General features: G+C 55.4%; 17 protein-coding genes. 7 read left to right on the forward strand and 10 right to left on the reverse strand.

The window, feature by feature from the left end:
• Positions 1 to 12: 12 nt before the first annotated feature.
• The 4 genes from EYC98_RS03435 to EYC98_RS03450 all read right to left on the reverse strand — a co-directional run bounded on the left by EYC98_RS03435 (position 13) and on the right by EYC98_RS03450 (position 3097).
• On the reverse strand, positions 13 to 1122 hold the full coding sequence (locus tag EYC98_RS03435; protein ID WP_279243901.1) for a GGDEF domain-containing protein: 1110 nt from the start codon (positions 1120 to 1122) through the stop codon (positions 13 to 15).
• A 107-nt stretch (positions 1123 to 1229) separates the two neighbouring features.
• Positions 1230 to 1613 carry an MAPEG family protein gene (locus tag EYC98_RS03440; RefSeq protein WP_279243902.1) on the reverse strand — a complete coding sequence of 128 codons (384 nt, stop codon included), beginning with the start codon at positions 1611 to 1613 and terminating at the stop codon, positions 1230 to 1232.
• A gap of 78 nt (positions 1614 to 1691) precedes the next feature.
• A complete protein-coding gene (locus EYC98_RS03445) occupies positions 1692 to 2135 on the reverse strand; it encodes a VOC family protein (RefSeq protein WP_279243903.1) in 444 nt (147 codons plus the stop codon).
• 5 nt (positions 2136 to 2140) lie between these two features.
• Positions 2141 to 3097 (reverse strand): pyridoxal-phosphate dependent enzyme, encoded by a 957-nt coding sequence (locus EYC98_RS03450; RefSeq protein ID WP_279243904.1) that lies wholly within the window; start codon positions 3095 to 3097, stop codon positions 2141 to 2143.
• A gap of 80 nt (positions 3098 to 3177) precedes the next feature.
• Here EYC98_RS03450 and EYC98_RS03455 point away from each other — a divergent pair, with 80 nt between their 5' ends.
• The 6 genes from EYC98_RS03455 to EYC98_RS03480 all read left to right on the forward strand — a co-directional run bounded on the left by EYC98_RS03455 (position 3178) and on the right by EYC98_RS03480 (position 10383).
• Complete coding sequence (locus EYC98_RS03455; RefSeq protein ID WP_279243905.1) at positions 3178 to 4101, forward strand: histone deacetylase family protein; 924 nt, start codon at positions 3178 to 3180, stop codon at positions 4099 to 4101.
• Positions 4098 to 4580: an Lrp/AsnC family transcriptional regulator gene (locus tag EYC98_RS03460; protein ID WP_279243906.1), complete on the forward strand. Its 483-nt coding sequence runs from the start codon at positions 4098 to 4100 to the stop codon at positions 4578 to 4580. Before EYC98_RS03455 ends, EYC98_RS03460 begins: the two co-directional genes overlap by 4 nt.
• A gap of 5 nt (positions 4581 to 4585) precedes the next feature.
• Positions 4586 to 7234 (forward strand): aminopeptidase N, encoded by a 2649-nt coding sequence (pepN, locus tag EYC98_RS03465; protein WP_279243907.1) that lies wholly within the window; start codon positions 4586 to 4588, stop codon positions 7232 to 7234.
• Positions 7235 to 7310: 76 nt separating this feature from the next.
• Positions 7311 to 8093, forward strand: a complete 783-nt coding sequence (locus EYC98_RS03470) for an SDR family NAD(P)-dependent oxidoreductase (protein WP_279243908.1) — start codon at positions 7311 to 7313, stop codon at positions 8091 to 8093.
• A 61-nt stretch (positions 8094 to 8154) separates the two neighbouring features.
• A complete protein-coding gene (locus tag EYC98_RS03475) occupies positions 8155 to 9339 on the forward strand; it encodes a multidrug effflux MFS transporter (RefSeq protein WP_279243909.1) in 1185 nt (394 codons plus the stop codon).
• A 39-nt stretch (positions 9340 to 9378) separates the two neighbouring features.
• A complete protein-coding gene (locus tag EYC98_RS03480) occupies positions 9379 to 10383 on the forward strand; it encodes a cysteine synthase A (protein ID WP_279243910.1) in 1005 nt (334 codons plus the stop codon).
• An 82-nt stretch (positions 10384 to 10465) separates the two neighbouring features.
• Here the strand turns inward: EYC98_RS03480 and EYC98_RS03485 are convergent, their stop codons facing one another.
• Genes EYC98_RS03485 through EYC98_RS03495 form a run of 3 tightly spaced genes read right to left on the reverse strand, consistent with a single transcriptional unit; the run spans position 10466 to position 12087 of the window.
• Positions 10466 to 11098, reverse strand: coding sequence for a thiol:disulfide interchange protein DsbA/DsbL (locus EYC98_RS03485; RefSeq protein ID WP_279243911.1), 633 nt, complete (start codon positions 11096 to 11098; stop codon positions 10466 to 10468).
• A gap of 16 nt (positions 11099 to 11114) precedes the next feature.
• Positions 11115 to 11747, reverse strand: coding sequence for a c-type cytochrome (locus EYC98_RS03490; RefSeq protein WP_279243912.1), 633 nt, complete (start codon positions 11745 to 11747; stop codon positions 11115 to 11117).
• Between the two features lie 43 nt (positions 11748 to 11790).
• A complete protein-coding gene (locus EYC98_RS03495) occupies positions 11791 to 12087 on the reverse strand; it encodes a c-type cytochrome (RefSeq protein ID WP_279243913.1) in 297 nt (98 codons plus the stop codon).
• An 84-nt stretch (positions 12088 to 12171) separates the two neighbouring features.
• On the opposite strand from EYC98_RS03495, the gene yihA reads away from it, so the two are divergent.
• Positions 12172 to 12852, forward strand: a complete 681-nt coding sequence (gene yihA / locus EYC98_RS03500) for a ribosome biogenesis GTP-binding protein YihA/YsxC (protein WP_279243914.1) — start codon at positions 12172 to 12174, stop codon at positions 12850 to 12852.
• Positions 12853 to 12862: 10 nt separating this feature from the next.
• Here yihA and polA read toward each other — a convergent pair whose 3' ends face one another.
• The 3 genes from polA to cyoE form a co-directional block, all read right to left on the reverse strand.
• Entirely contained in the window at positions 12863 to 15568 is a 2706-nt protein-coding gene (gene polA, locus EYC98_RS03505; RefSeq protein WP_279243915.1) for a DNA polymerase I, read from the reverse strand.
• Positions 15569 to 15665: 97 nt separating this feature from the next.
• Complete coding sequence (locus EYC98_RS03510; RefSeq protein WP_279243916.1) at positions 15666 to 16343, reverse strand: SCO family protein; 678 nt, start codon at positions 16341 to 16343, stop codon at positions 15666 to 15668.
• Positions 16340 to 17230 carry a heme o synthase gene (cyoE, locus tag EYC98_RS03515; RefSeq protein WP_279243917.1) on the reverse strand — a complete coding sequence of 297 codons (891 nt, stop codon included), beginning with the start codon at positions 17228 to 17230 and terminating at the stop codon, positions 16340 to 16342. Before cyoE ends, EYC98_RS03510 begins: the two co-directional genes overlap by 4 nt.
• Between the last annotated feature and the right edge of the window lie 86 nt (positions 17231 to 17316).

Consider the following 17316-nt stretch of genomic DNA (forward strand, 5'->3'; position numbering starts at 1 on the left):
TGGATTAGCACCTCAGACATGGCGACCCTGCACAGCGCCAGGAGTAGCAATAACCACTCGATTGCGCCCCTCCGCCTTGGCCTGATACAGCGCGCGGTCACACTGACTCAGCCAGTGATCAATGCTCTTCGCCTGAGTCACATCGCAGACTCCAATGCTCACCGTAGTCTCAAGAGTAGGCGCCACATCAGCGGCAAGCACCGCGGTCCTGATATCCTCGGCAACTTGAATCGCATCCGCCTCACCCGTTTCCAGCAGCAAAGCCACGAATTCTTCTCCGCCATAGCGAAATACAGCATCTTTTTGCCGCGTGCGATCGCAAATAATATCAACAATGCTACACAGAACACGGTCGCCCGCATCATGTCCCAAGCTGTCGTTAACATCTTTAAAGTAATCAACGTCTAACAGCAACAGCGTTGCCGGCCGCCCTTCACTGCGCCAAATCTTGAAAGCTTTGCGCGCCTCTCGCTGCAGATGACGGCGGTTAAAAGCCCCCGTCAATGGGTCGGTGATCGCCAGTTCACTGAGTCGACGAGACTGCTCCGAAACCGCAAACATTAACCAGGCACTGATCAACCAGGTGTGCACCATGCTCATACAAACTATAATGGCGGTACTGCTGTCAAAGCGCATAAACACAAAAGGCGTCACCACCACGCCAACCAATATACCGAGCCAGACCGAAACACGCGTCTTTAGCAATACTGGCAGCGCCACTAGCAGCGGGTAAATCCAGTAAAGGTTGTAGCTAAGACCATAGGCCAGAGACAGCAGCACCAAAAACAGAGTCATTAATAAGACCGTTGGTGGTGACAGAAACGGCTCACGGTCTCGCGCCAACAAAACGATATTAAACAGAAACAATGCCAGCAGAAAGAGCCCGGCGAAGGCAGGGATATAGTGTCCGGCGTAGAAATTATGCGCATCAATGGGGGCCAGCATCACCGCGATCGCCATCAACACGTAACGGTAGGCGACCCTACGGTTGTTCACCATCACTTGCTCAAAACGATCGCCGTCAAATTCGCGCCGTCGCTGGAAGCCCTGCAATGAAAAAACCGTCAGAAAGGGTCGCTTCAGCCATTGCAGCCAAGCGCTGGACGGAGGGGACGCACTCATCGTTTGCCGGGGCTGACGCTACAGTAATTGCTCGTAGTTGCCCCCCTGGTCACTGCAATCGCCCTATCTGAGCCGGCGCCAACGGCACAGTGCCCGAGGTTTCGCTATTAAAGCCATTCCAGAAATGCCCCGGTCATACCACCCAATAGCAGCGCCAATGTCGCCAGACTACCAATGATAAACCCCGGTGCCCGGCGTCCAGGATCAGCGACGTAACCACGTGCATACATAATCCGCCCTATCAAAAACACCACCCCCAATGCTGCGGCTATTTCCGCGCTCAGGTAATAGGCAAATATCCACAGCGAAGGAAAGAATATGACCAATTGCTCCAGCGTATTTTGCTGAACTCGAAAAACTCTCTCAAATTTTTCATTGCCCACGATCGCTGGAGCAGAGATGCCCGTTTCCGTGCGAACCTTGCCAACCATGATGGCGAGATAGAAATACTCAAGTGCCACCAACAGCGTTACTAAAGCTACAGCTTCCATTATTATCTCCGCTGATAATCAGACTGCATTATAAGCACAGCCGGCCGCCCAGTTATAGCGGGGGATGCGCCCTTCTATTCAAGGATAATCGAGACCGTCGCGAGCAAACAACATCTCGATATTGCGAAAACTCTTAAATTCCAGGTGATTGCCACTGGGGTCCTTTACAAAAAGCGTCATTTGCTCTCCCCTGCGTCCTGCAAATCGAGCTGTCGGTGCTATCACAAATTCCACGCCGCGCTCGCGCAGCCGATCGACCAGCGGCATAAAATCAGCCCAGGGTAATACCGGGCCAAAATGCGCCGCTGGCACCGTTTCACCATCAACCGGGTTGGTAGCCACTGAGGACATCTGCTCCGGGCTTACCAGGTGCACGACCAACTGATGACCCCAAAAATTAAAATCGACCCATCGCTCCGAACTACGCCCCTCAGCACAGCCCAGCAGCTCGCCGTAAAAGTGGCGGGACTGCTCCAAAGAGGTTACTGGCAGTGCCAGATGAAAGGGCTGACATTGATTCATAGTGTTCACCAGGGCAGATTATCGAAGTCGACATTACCACCACTCACGAGCACCCCCACCCGGCGGCCGCGAAAACGTTCGGGATGCTCCAGCACGGCAGCAAAACTAACCGCCCCAGAAGGCTCAGTCACGGTTTTCAGGCGGCTCCATTGCAACTGCATGGCTTCCACAATGCTCTGCTCAGTGACGGTAAGAATAGTATCGACATGGCGCTGGATAATCGGAAAGTTAAGTACGCCCAGACCAGCGCGCAAACCATCCGCTATCGTCTGCGGATTATCTTGCGGAATCAGGCGGCCCAGACCAAAGGAACGAAAAGCGTCATCCGCGCCGGCCGGTTCAGCACCAACCACCTCTATCGACGGCCGCAGTGACTTAGCCGCCAAAGCTAATCCCGATAGCAAGCCGCCGCCGCCAACTGGAGCCACCACCACATCAAGCTCGGCTATTTGCTCCAATAATTCCAACATCACCGTACCTTGACCCGCAATAACCCGCGCATCGTTATACGGATGCACTACGCCGGCGCCAGTTTTTGCCACCACCTGCTCCAGCATGGCTTCACGCGCTGGCAGGTTGGACTCGCATTTGATAATCGACCCACCGTACGCCGCTACCGCCTCCTGCTTGGCGCCTACCGCATTTTCCGGCATTACAATATGAGCGCCGATACCTCGGCTCGCGGCAGCCATGGCCAGCGCAGCGCCATGATTACCCGACGAATGCGTTGCAACGCCGGCGGCAAGGTCAGCCTCTGCCAGGGAATAGACCGCATTGGAGGCACCGCGCGCCTTGAAGGCGCCGGCCTTTTGAAGGTTTTCGCACTTAAAGTACAAGTCCGAGCCACAGTGTTCATTGAGCCGTGAGCTGGTCAGCACCGGGGTGCGGTGCACCAGGCCAGCAATACGCTCTGCCGCGGCCTCAATATCGGAAAATTCTACAGCCAATGTTGTTTCGCCCATGTTTCCTGCTCACTCCTGTTGCGGAACAAGCCAGTTGTCCACGCTGGAACTGGCTTGTGCGGGACATATGGTACTAAACTGTGGCCGTGACCACCTTACTAATCAGCCATCAGGACTGCCAGCGACACGTAATGCTGGACAATCACCCCGAGAGCCCAGAGCGTCTGGCCAGTATTGAGCAGGCGCTGGAGCAAACCACATGGGCGAACCAGCTGCTGCGTCGCAAAGCAGGTGAGATTGACGCCGAACTGTTCGCCGGAGTGCATCCGCGCCACTACATTGATCGATTGGCGGAATTACGGCCGGGCGAGGGCATCGCCCGCATCGACCCTGACACCTCTATAAATCGCCACAGCCTGCGCGCCGCAAGACTCGCTGCCGGGGCTGCGATTGAAGCCGTGGAACAAGTGATCGCCGGCACGGCTGACAATGCATTTTGCGCGGTGCGCCCGCCCGGACACCACGCAGAAGCGGCGGCGGGCATGGGGTTTTGCATCTTCAATAACGTCGCACTGGCCGCCGAGCGTGCGCTCAATCTGGGAGTGGAAAGAGTCGCGATCCTGGACTTTGACGTGCATCACGGCAACGGTACGGTGCAAATCTTTCAGGACCGGCCGGAAGTACTGGTATGCAGCAGTTTCCAATTCCCGTTTTATCCTGGCCGCTATGATCAGCTAGAACGACCTAATATTGTACTAACACCCCTGTCAGAACAGACCGCCGGCGCAGCCTTTAGGCTGCAAGTAGAGGCTGACTGGTCGCGCGCTCTGGCCGCACACAGACCAGAGTTGATACTGGTTTCTGCCGGCTTTGACGCCCACCGCGAGGACCCGCTTGGCGGTCTGTGTCTGGAAGACGCAGACTACCGCTGGTTGACCTGCTTCATTAAAGACCTGGCACAGCGTTACTGCGCTGGCCGCATGGTGTCGACGCTGGAAGGCGGTTATAACCTGGACGCGCTCGGTCGCTGTGTCGCAGTCCATTTAGAGGAATTGTTGCAATGAAATTCGACCGTACTGACCGTCGCATCCTGCAGGAGATGCAAAGCAACGGTCGTATCACCAACCTGGAACTGGCAGATGCAGTAGGACTGTCGCCGACACCCTGCTCACGCCGAGTCAAACGACTACAGGACTCGGGCATTATAGAGCGTCATGTCACCCTACTTAACCAATCGGCACTAGGCCTCAAGTTAACCGCTATTATTGGCATCACCATGGACCGTCACACACCGGAACGCTTCGAGAATTTCGAAACAGCGGTACGCGACTTTCACGAAGTTATCGAGTGCAGCGTTGTGACCGGCCAGTCCGCCGATTACCTGTTGCGTGCTGTAGTACCCGACATGGAGTACTACGAGGCGTTCCTATTGGGCAAGCTGACTCGTATTGAAGGTGTTACTGGTGTGCACTCCAGTTTCGTTTTGCGACGAGTTATAAGCCGTACCGAGTTACCCCTCGACCACATTAGCGGCGGGAGCTGAATATCATGCCTGGAGTTTCCGTACGCCAACTTCTGCTGTTGGCACTGATAGGGTTTTGCGCCAGCTGCAGTGAGATGCCCCAGCAACCCAACCCGCTACCTCAACGCGAGGCCGGCAGCTGGCTGTCAGAGATAGAAGCACAACGGCGTGCCGCGAGCGTTTCCAACCTCAGCTATACGCTGGCTATTACTCTGGAAGCTACGCCGACCCGCTTCGCCGGCGAGGCCATTTTGGAGTTTGACTATCAGGCCAGTGGTGCCCCGCTCACTATAGATTTTCATGACGGCCAGATACACCAGTTGACGGTAAACGGCGAGGAGACAAAGTTCTCCTACAACGGCGCATTCATCAGCCTGAATGAGCGCTATCTGCGTGCGGGCAGCAATCGCCTGACGATCACTTATGACCATGCTTACAGCCGCGATGGCACTGGCCTCTACCGCTATCAGGACCCGCTCGACGACGCGATCTACCTGTATACCAATCTCGAGCCCTGGGGCGCCAACCGGGTGTTTCCGCACTTTGACCAGCCTGACCTTAAAGCCAGCTTCACATTGCAGGTAACCGCACCGGCCGAATGGCTGGTGGTCAGCAGCGTGCGGGAGTCGAATATCAACGCCAGCGGCGAACAACGCATATGGCAGTTTCCGACCAGCGCGATAATGAGTTCCTATGTTTTCTCTTTGCATGCGGGCGATTATCGAGTTTGGGAAGACGCGGATTTTCGCTACCCCTTGCGGCTGTTGGCCCGTCAGTCTCAGGCAGAGTATATCGACCCCGAGCTCTGGTTTGATTACACCCGCCGTGGCTTTGACTTTTTTGACGACTATTTTAAGTTCCCCTACCCGTTTCTCAAGTACGACCAGTTGCTGGTGCCGGACTTTAACCATGGCGCCATGGAGAACATCGGCGCCGTCACCTTCAGTGAACGTTTCATCCATCGCACCGAGCCGACACTGCTGCGGAAGCAGTCGTTGGCCAAGACTATCTACCATGAAATGGCGCATATGTGGTTTGGCGACCTGACGACCATGGTTTGGTGGAATGGCCTCTGGCTGAATGAAAGCTTCGCCTCTTTAATGGCCTATTTAGCACTGGAGCCGCAGCCAGAGTTCGACGGTGCCGGACTGGACTTTTTGCTGGGCTTCAAGCAATGGGCTTACGCCGAGGACCAGTTGGTTACCACTCACCCAATAGACTTGCCGGTGGCAGATACCGCCGTAGCCGAAAACATTTTTGACGGCATCACCTACGGCAAAGGTGCAGCATCGCTCAAACAATTGCACGCACGGCTGGGCGCTGAAGTATTCCAGCGCGGCGTCAGCGACTATCTGGCCGCCAACGCCTATGGAAATACCACTCTGGAAGATTTTATGAGCAGCTTGTCTGCCGCCGCCGCAACACCGCTGGATGAATGGACCGACCAGTGGTTGCGCCAACCCGGCCTGAACTCGGTTGAAGCCAGATTGCAATGCCGCGGCGGTAAGATCCGCTCTCTGGAGTTAATCCAATCGGCACCCACAGAGCACCCGGTACTGCGCGAACATCAGTTAGAGGTTGCGCTGTATGACAAGCGCGCCGGAAAGCTGGAGCTGCGCCAAAGTATTCCTGTCTTGCTGCGCTCCCAGCGCACCAGTGTTGCCAGCGTCAATGGAGAAGACTGTCCGGATCTGGTCTATCCAAACTATCGCGACCTGGCCTATATCAAGGTCAATCTAGACTCACGCTCACTGAATGTGGTCCGCCATCATATTAATACTGTCGCGCAGCCGCTGCAGCGCGCGATGTTATGGCAGGACCTATGGGCCATGGTTCAGGACCGTCGCCTGTCGCTGGCGCAGTACCTGCAAATTGTCGAGGCCAACCTGGCTGGTGAATCCAATCTACGTCTGGTCGGCAGTATTCTCGGCACCGTTGCCCGCAGTTATGCCTGGCTGGAAATAATGCCCGGTGGCTATGAGGAACATCAGCGCAGTGCCCGCGTTCTGGAACCATTGATGTGGCGCGCTGTACAAAGGGAGCGCGGTGACGCCCGCAAAACCTGGCTTGATGGTTATATTCGAGCTGCCAGCAACGCTAAGGCGCTAGACCGTCTGCGCAGCCTATTGGAAGAACCCGGCGTTGACGGCGTTGAGCTAGATCAGGACCGGCGCTGGAATGCCTTGCGTCAGTTGGCGGGATACCGTTGTTCCGGCTGCAAGCAGCTAATCGAACAGGAAAGTCGCCGCGACAATTCTGACAACGGTCAGCGGCGTTATCTGGCTGCACAGGTGGCGCTGGCTCCACGCAGCGAAAAAGCCACGTGGCGGGAGCAGGCGCTGCGCGTCGACGACAACTATCGCCTCAACCACAGCCGCATCATCCTGCAGAATCTGCATCCAGCTCCACAGCGGCACGAAATGTCAGCCGCGCTTCTGCTCACTGAGCTTGAGCACCTGGACCAATCTCGAGACCAGCAATTTATGCGCTACCTGTCGCCCTATCTGATTCCTACCAACTGCTCGCAGCAAAACGCCAAGGCCCTGGTCGCATTCCTCAGCCAGAAACAGCCCTTAAGCCCGGCTTTAGATACACAACTGCGTAAAACAGCGCAGCTGGAACAACGCTGTGCGGATATCGCAGACACCTTCAGACAGCAACAGTTGCAGCGCTAGGCACTGGTTGTCAGGGTTTAGTCACGCAGGTATCATCGCCCTCCTTACTACAGACTATTAGTTAATAGGAGAACGTATGAGCGAGTCCATGCAGGGGAAAGTTGCGCTGGTCACCGGCGGAGCCAGTGGTATGGGGCAAATATACGCCCGTCGCCTGGCAGCACAGGGTGCCACAGTTGCCATCTTCGACCTCAATGAAGAGGGCATGGCTGAGACCGCCGCCACCGACAATATCACCGCCTTTCGTTGCGATATTTCCAGCCAGTCCGATATTCAAGCGCGAATAGCCGAAGTAGAGGCAGCGCTGGGCCCGGTAGACCTGCTGGTCCACGCCGCAGCCCTGATGCCCGCGCACGCGCTGGCGGACCACAGCGTGGAGAAAGTTGAGTTTCTGTTCCAGGTCAACTTCTTCGGCACTATTTATATGATCAAAACGCTATTGCCCAAGATGATGGAGCGTGACTCCGGCACTATGGTCCTGTTCGGCTCTATTGCCGGCTATGCCTTTGTGCCGAAAATGGGCGCCTATTGCGCCACCAAGGCAGCCGTTAACACCTACGTAGAATGCCTACAGAACGAGATTCGGGCCACCAGCGCGGTCAAGATTCACCTGGTCTGCCCACCCGCGGTAAACACCGCGCTGATTGAACAGACCATCAGTACGGATACTCCCGGCAGCATTCTGCAGGCACAGAGCAGCGGTCGCCTGGCCGATCCGGAGAAAATGATTGATGCCATCGAGAAAGGCCTGGCCAAAGGCAAAGATGTCATCTATCCCGGCGAAGCCCGCCTGCTCCAGATCTGGAAAATCCTGTTTCCCAAGCTGTGGTGGAAGACCGTACTGCAGTTCGAGAAGTAAGCCCGACAAAGCTCGCGGCGCGACCGCGCCGCGGTCATGGATGTGCTAGCATCGCGCACCCATGACGCACTCATCCCCTATAAAGCAATCTCCCGGCCTACTGGTTCTGCTGGCCTCTTTGGTCGCCCTGGGACCGCTCACTATCGATATGTACCTACCGGCATTGCCCGGTATGGTCGATGACTTTGCTACCGATAACGCCCGCGTACAGCTCACAATCAGTAGTTTCCTGCTCGGTTTTGCCCTGTTCCATCTGGTATGCGGACCGCTGGCGGATCGCTATGGGCGCAAACCGGTTCTGATCGGTGGCGTTGCTCTGTTCATCGCTGCCTCATTTGCCTGCGCCCAGGCTGCCACTATCAATGAATTGATCATGTGGCGCTTTGTCCAGGGTATCGGGGCCTGTGTAGGGCCGACCCTGGGTCGTGCCATCGCCCGTGATGTCTTTGGACCTATGGGCGCCGCTAAGGCACTGGCCTATATCGCCATGATTATGGCGCTGGCTCCGGCGATAGCTCCCACCGTGGGTGGACTGATGCTGGAATGGTGGACATGGTCGGCCATTTTCTACCTGCTGGCCCTGTATTCTCTGATATCCATTATTTTTGTGATTCTAAAACTGCCCGAATCGCTTCCGATCCAGCAATCACTGCACCCGCGCAGAATTGCCGGCAATTATTTGGAGTTATTACGTCACCGCAGGTTTATGGCGACCACCTGCGCCAGCTCCCTACTCTATGCGGGCATGGTCTGCTTTCTATCCGGCTCCAGTTTTATTTTCGTCGACATGATGGGTGTACCGACGCGCTATTTTGGACTGCTGTTCCTGCCCACCGTAGCCGGCTATATGGCAGGCAATGCCTTTAGCACGCGGTTGATCCACGGCAACAAGCCCGAACAGGTGATGTGGCTTGGTGCCAGAATCGGTTTCACAGCTGCGGTCTTGATGTGGTCCGCCAATGCCTTGGCGCCAGCGCCAGCCAGTATCATAGTGCCCATGGCGCTATTCTCGATGTCGTTGGGCATCATGTTGCCACATGCCATGGCCGCGGCTTTGCGCCCCTTCCCACATATGGCAGGCACCGCGTCAGCCTTAATGGGCTTTATTCAGATGGGCCTGTCATCGGTAGCGGGTGCGCTGGTCGGCGCACTACTGATCGACAGTGCAGCCCCCATGACCTACGTCATCATGGCTACCAGCGGCCTGTCACTATTACTGATCTGGCGTCTGCTCAAGACCTCATGAGATACTGCCGCAGTTAATTGAGCACCGGAGTATGGAATTGTGAAACAAGCCGCGAACGTGACCCAGCTGATTGGCAATACGCCGCTGTTACGGCTGCGCCAGGCTTCCGAGATGACCGGGTGCGAAATCTATGGCAAAGCCGAATTTCTCAACCCTGGTGGTTCCGTCAAAGACCGCACCGCACTGGGCATCATTGAAGACGCGGTGGCCAGGCAACAGCTCGAACCGGGTGGTTGCATTGTGGAAGGTACTGCCGGGAATACCGGCATCGGACTAACACTATTGGCCAATGCGCTGGGCTACAAAAGTGTCGTGGTCATGCCGATGACCCAGAGTAAGGAGAAAATTGACACGCTGGAACTACTGGGCGCCGAACTGCATCTGGTGCCTGCGGCCTCCTACGCCGATGAAGGACACTACGTGCATACCGCACGCCGACTGGCGGAGAAACTAGCGGGTAAACATCCCCAGGGTGCCGTGTGGGCACGTCAATTTGATAACCTCGCCAACATGGAAGTGCATGCGCGCACAACGGGCGAGGAGATATGGCAGCAAACCGACGGTAAAGTCGACGGCTTCATCTGCGCGGTGGGTACCGGAGGCACCCTCTCTGGCGTTTCCAACAATCTCAAAGAACATAACCCGGACATAGCCATTGGCGTCGCCGACCCCGACGGAGCCTCTCTCTTCGAGTACTACAATAACGGCGCGCTCAAGGCCGAAGGCACCTCTATCATGGAAGGTATCGGTATCAATCATATTACCGACAACCTCGCCGCAGCTCGCGTTGATCACGCGTTTAGGGTTAGCGACGCCGAAGCCTTGCCCTACGTATTTGACCTGCTCCAGCAGGAGGGACTGTGTTTAGGCGGTTCCAGTGGCATCAATATTGCCGGTGCCGTCCAACTGGCTAAAAAACTGGGACCCGGACACACCATCGTCACCATTCTGTGTGACTACGGACAGCGCTATCAGAGCAAACTCTTCAACCCGGTGTTCCTGCGTAACAAGGGACTACCAACGCCGCAATGGCTCGAAATCTAGGCCAATTCCGCGGACTCCGGGCCTGAAACCCGCGCATAAAAAAGGGCCGCTAAGCGGCCCCTTCTAACCAACACCACTCTCACTACTGACGCGCAGCGCGTTCCTTGGCAATAAGATAGTCAGCTATTTTCAGCATACCCGCCTGACTGCCGGCTTTGCCGGTGGTGACGCGGTATTTGCCCGCAACCAACAGCTCCGGAGTGCCACTGACTTTAGCGCTTCGAGCGCGCGATTCTGCCTGCTGCATCTGACTATTAATACCGAAAGAATTAAACGTATTGGTGAAATCCTTCGCCGCCACGCCATTGGCTGCAAACAGCGCGGCTATGTCTCCCTCGGCACGCAGCGGATTACGGTCAACGTTCATAGCAGCGAACATCGCCGGATGAATCGTATCAAATACGTTCAGTGCCAGCGCCGTGTAGTAGGCCTTGGCATGCAAGTCCATAGGCGGCCGCCAGACGGCAGGCGAACCAACAAAATCAACATCATCGGCCAGGGTTTTCTTCCAGCGAGTCAGCAGTGGTTCAAAATTGTAACAATGTCCACAGCCGTACCAGAAAAATTCTAATACCTCGATTTTGGCAGGGTCACGACCTCGCAACTCAGGACTGACCAGGTCGTAGTGCTCTCCCTCCTGATAAGCGACATCCTGAGCACAGGCAGCCAGAGGCACCAGCAGAATCAAACTCAGCGACAGTAGCAAATTTCTCACAGTAACTTCTCCAGCTCTAGTAAAGACCAGTGATATAACTCGCAACCGAGTCTATTTCCTTGTCGCTCATGCGACTAGCAATATCTCGCATAATCCGGCTATCGCCATCATTGGTACGCGCATTCGGGTCTTCTTCGAGGGTGTTTTCAGCACCGCTGCGAAAACTCCGCAGTTGGTCAGCAATATACTCCGCGTGCTGCCCTGCCAGTGATGGGAAACCAGCCGGAGCCAGACCATTGCCACGCGGCAAGTGACATGCCACACAGGCGGCTACGCCACGAGCGCTATTACCCGCACGATAGATCTTTTCGCCGATAGCAATCTTGTCCGGGTCTGCCTGACCACCGGTGATTGTCTGGCTCGAAAACCAGGCAGCGATATCTGCCATATCCTCGTCGCTCATATTGTCCAGCTGTCCGGCCATAGTCGGCACGGGACGGGCCTCAGACTTGATGTCATGGAGCTGCTTGATCAGATATTTTTCGTTCTGACCCGCTAGTTTGGGCCACATTGGCACCTCGCTATTGCCATCAGCACCGTGACACGCCGAGCAGGACAGAGACTTATCTTTACCGGCAGCAGCGTCACCAGCAAAAACAGCGGGTGTGAAGCTCAACAGCAGAGCCAGACTTAAGGTTATCTTATTCATGTAATTTCCAAAGAATTGCAGTTTCAAGGGGCGCTCATCAAACCTATTTGGCCTCAGCCATATACTTAATAAGTGCCTTGTAGTCATCAGCGGAACAGTCAAAACACATACCTTTAGCAGTCATAACACCCATGCCGTTCTGCACGGACATCACTAACGCGTCCATGCCTTTTTCCAACCGTGGAGCCCACTGCGCAGCGTCTCCTGTCTTGGGTGCACCGGCTACTCCAGCCTGGTGGCAGATCTTGCAGCTCTTGTCATAAATCGCAGTAATTTCGTCGGCGACGGCAGCGCCAGTAAACGCTAAGCTCAGGGCTAGCCCCAGTATAAGCTTGTGCATGATTAACTCCTAACGGGTGCGCCCACCAAAGGGGTTGGCGCTAATTGAGGTTATGGACCAGTAAACTGTGGCATTATATACGACATGACCGATGCAAAAAAGCCAACTAAAACAACCGAGGAGCTCAGGCTCGCGCGGCCCCGTTACGATGCTGCAACCTTTCTGACCAGCGCCAGTAAGTTCAGCCAATGCCCACCGGACTCAGGCTGGGAAGTAGCCTTTGCCGGACGCTCCAACGCCGGCAAGTCCAGCGCCATCAATTGCCTTACCGGCAACCGTAAATTGGCGCGTACCTCCAAGACGCCAGGTCGCACCCAGCTGATCAACTTTTTTGAGCTCAGCGAGACCCAGCGGCTGGTCGACCTTCCCGGTTACGGGTTTGCCAAGGTGCCCCTTAAGGTCAAACTGGAATGGACCAAACACCTTGAGGCCTATCTGCAGGAGCGCCAGAGTCTGCGTGGCCTGGTCCTCATGATGGATGTACGGCGTCCGCTACAGGAGTTCGATCAGACTATGTTGGATTGGGCGGTTGCAGCGGAAATGCCCGTCCATATTCTGCTGACCAAGGCCGATAAGTTGAAAAAAGGCCCGGCAAAAAGCACCCTGCTGCAGGTACGGGCGCAACTCGCAGATTATGGCGAGTCAGTCAGCGTACAGTTGTTTTCGGCTCTCAAGCGCAGCGGCCTTGATGAGCTACACAAAGTCCTCAACCACTGGCTGACCGATACCAGCGTCATGGAAGCAGACACAATCGAGTCCTGCTAGCGACGGGCGCTCAGTGCGCCTCATCCCAATTGGCACCGACGCCAACTTCTACCAACAGCGGAATGTCCAGCTCTGCGGCGGCTGACATTTCGCTGGCCAGACGTTCACGCACCAGATCAATCTGGTCATCGGCGACCTCCAGCACTAATTCATCATGCACCTGCATAATCATCCGCGCATCCACTGCACCGGCGTTCAGCCAATCGTCTACTCGCAGCATCGCCAGCTTTATAATATCAGCCGCAGAGCCCTGCATAGGCGCGTTGATAGCGGTACGCTCCGCAGCCTGCACCCGCATTTTATTGCGCGCGTTGATTTCCGGTAGGTAGAGACGACGCCCAAACAGAGTTTCAACATAGCCGGTTTCATGAGCCAGCGCGCGAGTATCATCCATATAGCGCTGGACGCCCGGATAGCGCTCAAAATAAAGATCAATATACTCCTGCGCCTCGTTGCGTCCCAGATGCAGCTGCCGCGCCAGACCAAATGCCGACATGCCGTAGATGAGCCCAAAATTTATCGCCTTGGCCTTACGTCGCTGGTCATCAGAAACCTGTTCCAGCTGCATACCAAATACTTCAGCAGCGGTGGCACGGTGCACATCCAGACCGGCCTTAAACGCCTCAATCAACCCCGGATCCGCCGACAGGTGCGCCATAATGCGCAGCTCAATTTGGGAATAATCGGCGGCCACCACCTGATAACCGGGCGGCGCGATAAAGGCCTGCCTGACACGCCGCCCCTCGGCACTGCGAATGGGAATGTTCTGCAGGTTCGGGTCGCTCGATGACAGGCGCCCGGTCGCAGTCACTGCCTGGTGATAAGAGGTATGGATACGCCCGGTATCCGGATTAATCATTTCCGGCAACTTGTCGGTGTAGGTCGATTTGAGTTTGCTCAGACTGCGATACTCTAACAGCAGCTTGGGCAGTGGGTAGTTCAGCGCCAGCTCCGCCAACACTTCTTCCGCGGTTGATGGTGCACCTTTAGGGGTCTTCTTGATCACCGGCAACTGCAGCTTCTCGAACAGCACTTCACCCAATTGTTTGGGCGAACCCAGATTGAACTCGCCACCGGCCAGCTCATGCACCTCGCGCTCCAGTTCACCCAATCGAGTGCCCAGCTCACCACTTTGCTGCAGCAGAAGCTCTCGAGAAACCAACGCACCGGTGCGCTCTATCTTGGACAGCACCGGTATCAGCGGCCGCTCTATCGTTTCAAATACCCGCACCAGACCCGCGTGTTCCTGCAACTTAGGCCACAAGGCTTGATGCAGGCACAGAGTAATTTCGGCGTCTTCAGCGGCATAGGGACCGGCCTGCTCCACCGCCACCTGATTAAACGTCAGCTGTTTGGCGCCCTTACCGGCTACATCCTCAAAGTGTATGGTGCTGCGCGCCAAATACTTAAGGGCAAGACTGTCCATATCATGGCGACTGCCCGTGGAATCCAGCACATAGGATTCAAGCATGGTGTCATATACCATGCCCCTCAGCGTAATGCCGTGATTCGCCAATACGCTGGCATCGTACTTCAAATTCTGGCCAACCTTGGCTCGCTCCGCATCTTCCAGCAAGGGTCGCAGCTGCTCCAACACCCAGTCGCGGTCGAGCTGCTCAGGCGCGCCAACGTAATCATGCGCCAACGGCACATAAGCGGCGCAGCCGGGCTCTACGGCAAACGACACCCCTACCACCTGCGCCCGCATGTAATTAAGACTGGTGGTCTCCGTATCAAAAGCGAACAGATCGGCTGCCGCCAGCAACTCCAACCACCGCGCAAACTCAGCCTTATCCAGCACCGTCTGGTAATCAGTGTCGACCGCTACTATTTCAACCGGTTCTTCTCCCGTCGCCAGTTCATCAACCCAGGACTTAAACTCCATACGGGTGAACCAGTCTAGCAATTGCTCGCGGTCGGGTTCGCCCGGCACCAGATCTGCCAGCCCTAACTCCAGTTCGACATCAGTTTTAATAGTCGCCAACGTATAGGACAGATAAGCGTTGTCCTTGTCTGCGATTAGTTTGTCTGCCATTTTTTTCGCGCCGCGAAAATCGAGATCAGCCACCTTATCCAGATTGGCATAAATGTCATCCATGCCGCCCAGGCCCTGCAGCAGTGCCAAGGCGGTTTTCTCACCCACTCCTGCCACACCGGGAATGTTATCGACCTTGTCTCCCATCAACGCCAGAAAATCGATGATCAACTCAGGCGGAATACCGAATTTTTCCTGCACCGAGACCGGGTCAAGCTTGGTATCGGTCATGGTGTTGACCAGCGTGGTGTTGTGATCCACTAACTGCGCCATATCCTTGTCTCCAGTGGATATGACAACCGGCTGACCGGCGGCACTGGCAGCAACCGACAAAGTACCGATGACATCATCGGCTTCCACGCCGGGAACGCAGAGAAACGGCAAACCCATCGCTCGCACTATGCCGTGAATAGGCTCAATCTGCTCACGCAGATCATCCGGCATCGGCGGTCGCTGCGCCTTGTACTGCTCAAACATCTCATCGCGAAAGGTTTTGCCTTTAGCGTCAAACACTGCCACCAAAGTGGAATCTGGATAGTCTTTTTGCAGGCGCCGCAGCATGTTAATAACGCCCTTCACCGCACCGGTCGCCTGACCTTTTGAGTTAGTCAGTGAGGGTAATGCATGATATGCCCGATAGAGATAGGAAGAGCCGTCGACGAGAACGAGAGGTGCGCTCATAGTGTTATTAATCCTGGCTACTGCGCTGACAAGAGTCGCGATTAAACCGTATTGAGGGGGCAATTACCACGCACAAAACGCGCGCAAGTGTGGTCGTCTAGTCCCATTCCCATACGGCGCGGATAGAGCGATAAGTAAGTTTCATTTTGGGAAGATCCAGCGGTCCCTTAAAAAAGGCGTGGAAGTCGCCGCGCGGATTGATCAGCACCACGTTGGCACTGTGGTCAATCAGATAGTCTTCACCCTGGCCTGGCACTTTACGAAACGGCGTATTGAGACTGGTGGCAAAACGATGGACCTCCAGAAACTCACCAGTGACCCCAACAAAGTCGGGATTAAAGTAGGGCACATAAGCGGCCAGTTTTTCCACCGAATCGCGCGCTGGATCAACGCTAACCATAATCACTCGTGTGTCTTCAGCTTCAGGCAATCCTGCCAGCGATTCCATAAACGTTGCCAATTGCGCCATGGTAGTAGGGCACACATCGGGACAATAGGTAAAGCCAAAGAAAATCAGCGTCCAGCCGCCCTCAAGGCTAGTTGGGGTAAAAGGCTGACCGAGGTGATCGGTCAACGCGAACTCTGGCAGCATACGCGGCTTTTCAAACAAAAAAGCGCGGTTGATCTTTAATTCTGAGGGTGTCAGCACACGCGGCTGGTTAACCTTATTCACAAATCCGCCAATACTAATGGCGATGAAAATCAAAAGTCCCAGTACGGTCAGCGCGATACCGCGTTTTTGCTTGGCCTGCAGCGTCGATGGTGACTGCGTCATATCAGACCTCCGTGTTGAATGGGAAAAAGATAATGGTCAAGCAACATCACGATAAACAAGAACATCAGGTAAACAATGGAATAGTAGAACGTCTGCATGGGTGCAGTCTCATCGTCCGTAAACATCAACACCAGTGCCCAATAGAGGAAACCAGCGCCGAGAATAATGGCTCCCACCAGGTATAGGGGCCCACTCAACAGCGTGGCAAAAGGCAGCAGCGTGATGGCAAACATAATCAGGGTGTAGAGAAGAATATGCAGCTTGGTAAACGAGACACCGTGAGTGACCGGTAGCATCGGAATATCGACCAAGGCGTATTCTTCACGACGCGCTATGGCCAGCGCCCAGAAATGTGGCGGCGTCCAGGCAAAAATAATTAATACCAGTAACAGCGCATGACCATGCACCTCACCGGTTACCGCCACCCAGCCCAACAGCGGTGGCGCTGCTCCCGCGAGGCCGCCGACCACGATATTCTGCGGCGTGGCGCGTTTTAAAAACAAGGTATAAATGAAAGCATAACCAACCAGCGAGGCCAGCGTCAGCCAGGCGGTCAAGGCATTGACGAAGGTCAGCAGGAGCACCATGCCGAGTAAACCAATAGCCAGCGCAAACAGCGATGCATGCCAGGTGCTTAAACGGCCCTGCGCCAGCGGCCGGTTGCGGGTACGCGCCATGACAATATCAATTTGACTGTCGACCACATGGTTAACCGCAGCAGCAGCGCCAGCACACAAACCAATGCCCAAATTGCCGAATATCAATATATCCAACGGCACCATACCCGGCACCGCCATGAACATGCCAATGACCGATGTCAGCAGCATCAGCGCGACTACCTTGGGCTTGGTCAGCTCAAGATAATCCCGCCAACCGATGCTGGACATTACCTGCTCCATCTACCGCGGACCCACAGTCTGCGTAACTGCTGGTGTCAAATGCGCACCGAATACTGTCAAGGCTCGCGAGGACA

The organism is Candidatus Litorirhabdus singularis (assembly GCF_026262625.1).
Lineage (GTDB): Bacteria > Pseudomonadota > Gammaproteobacteria > Pseudomonadales > Halieaceae > Litorirhabdus > Litorirhabdus singularis.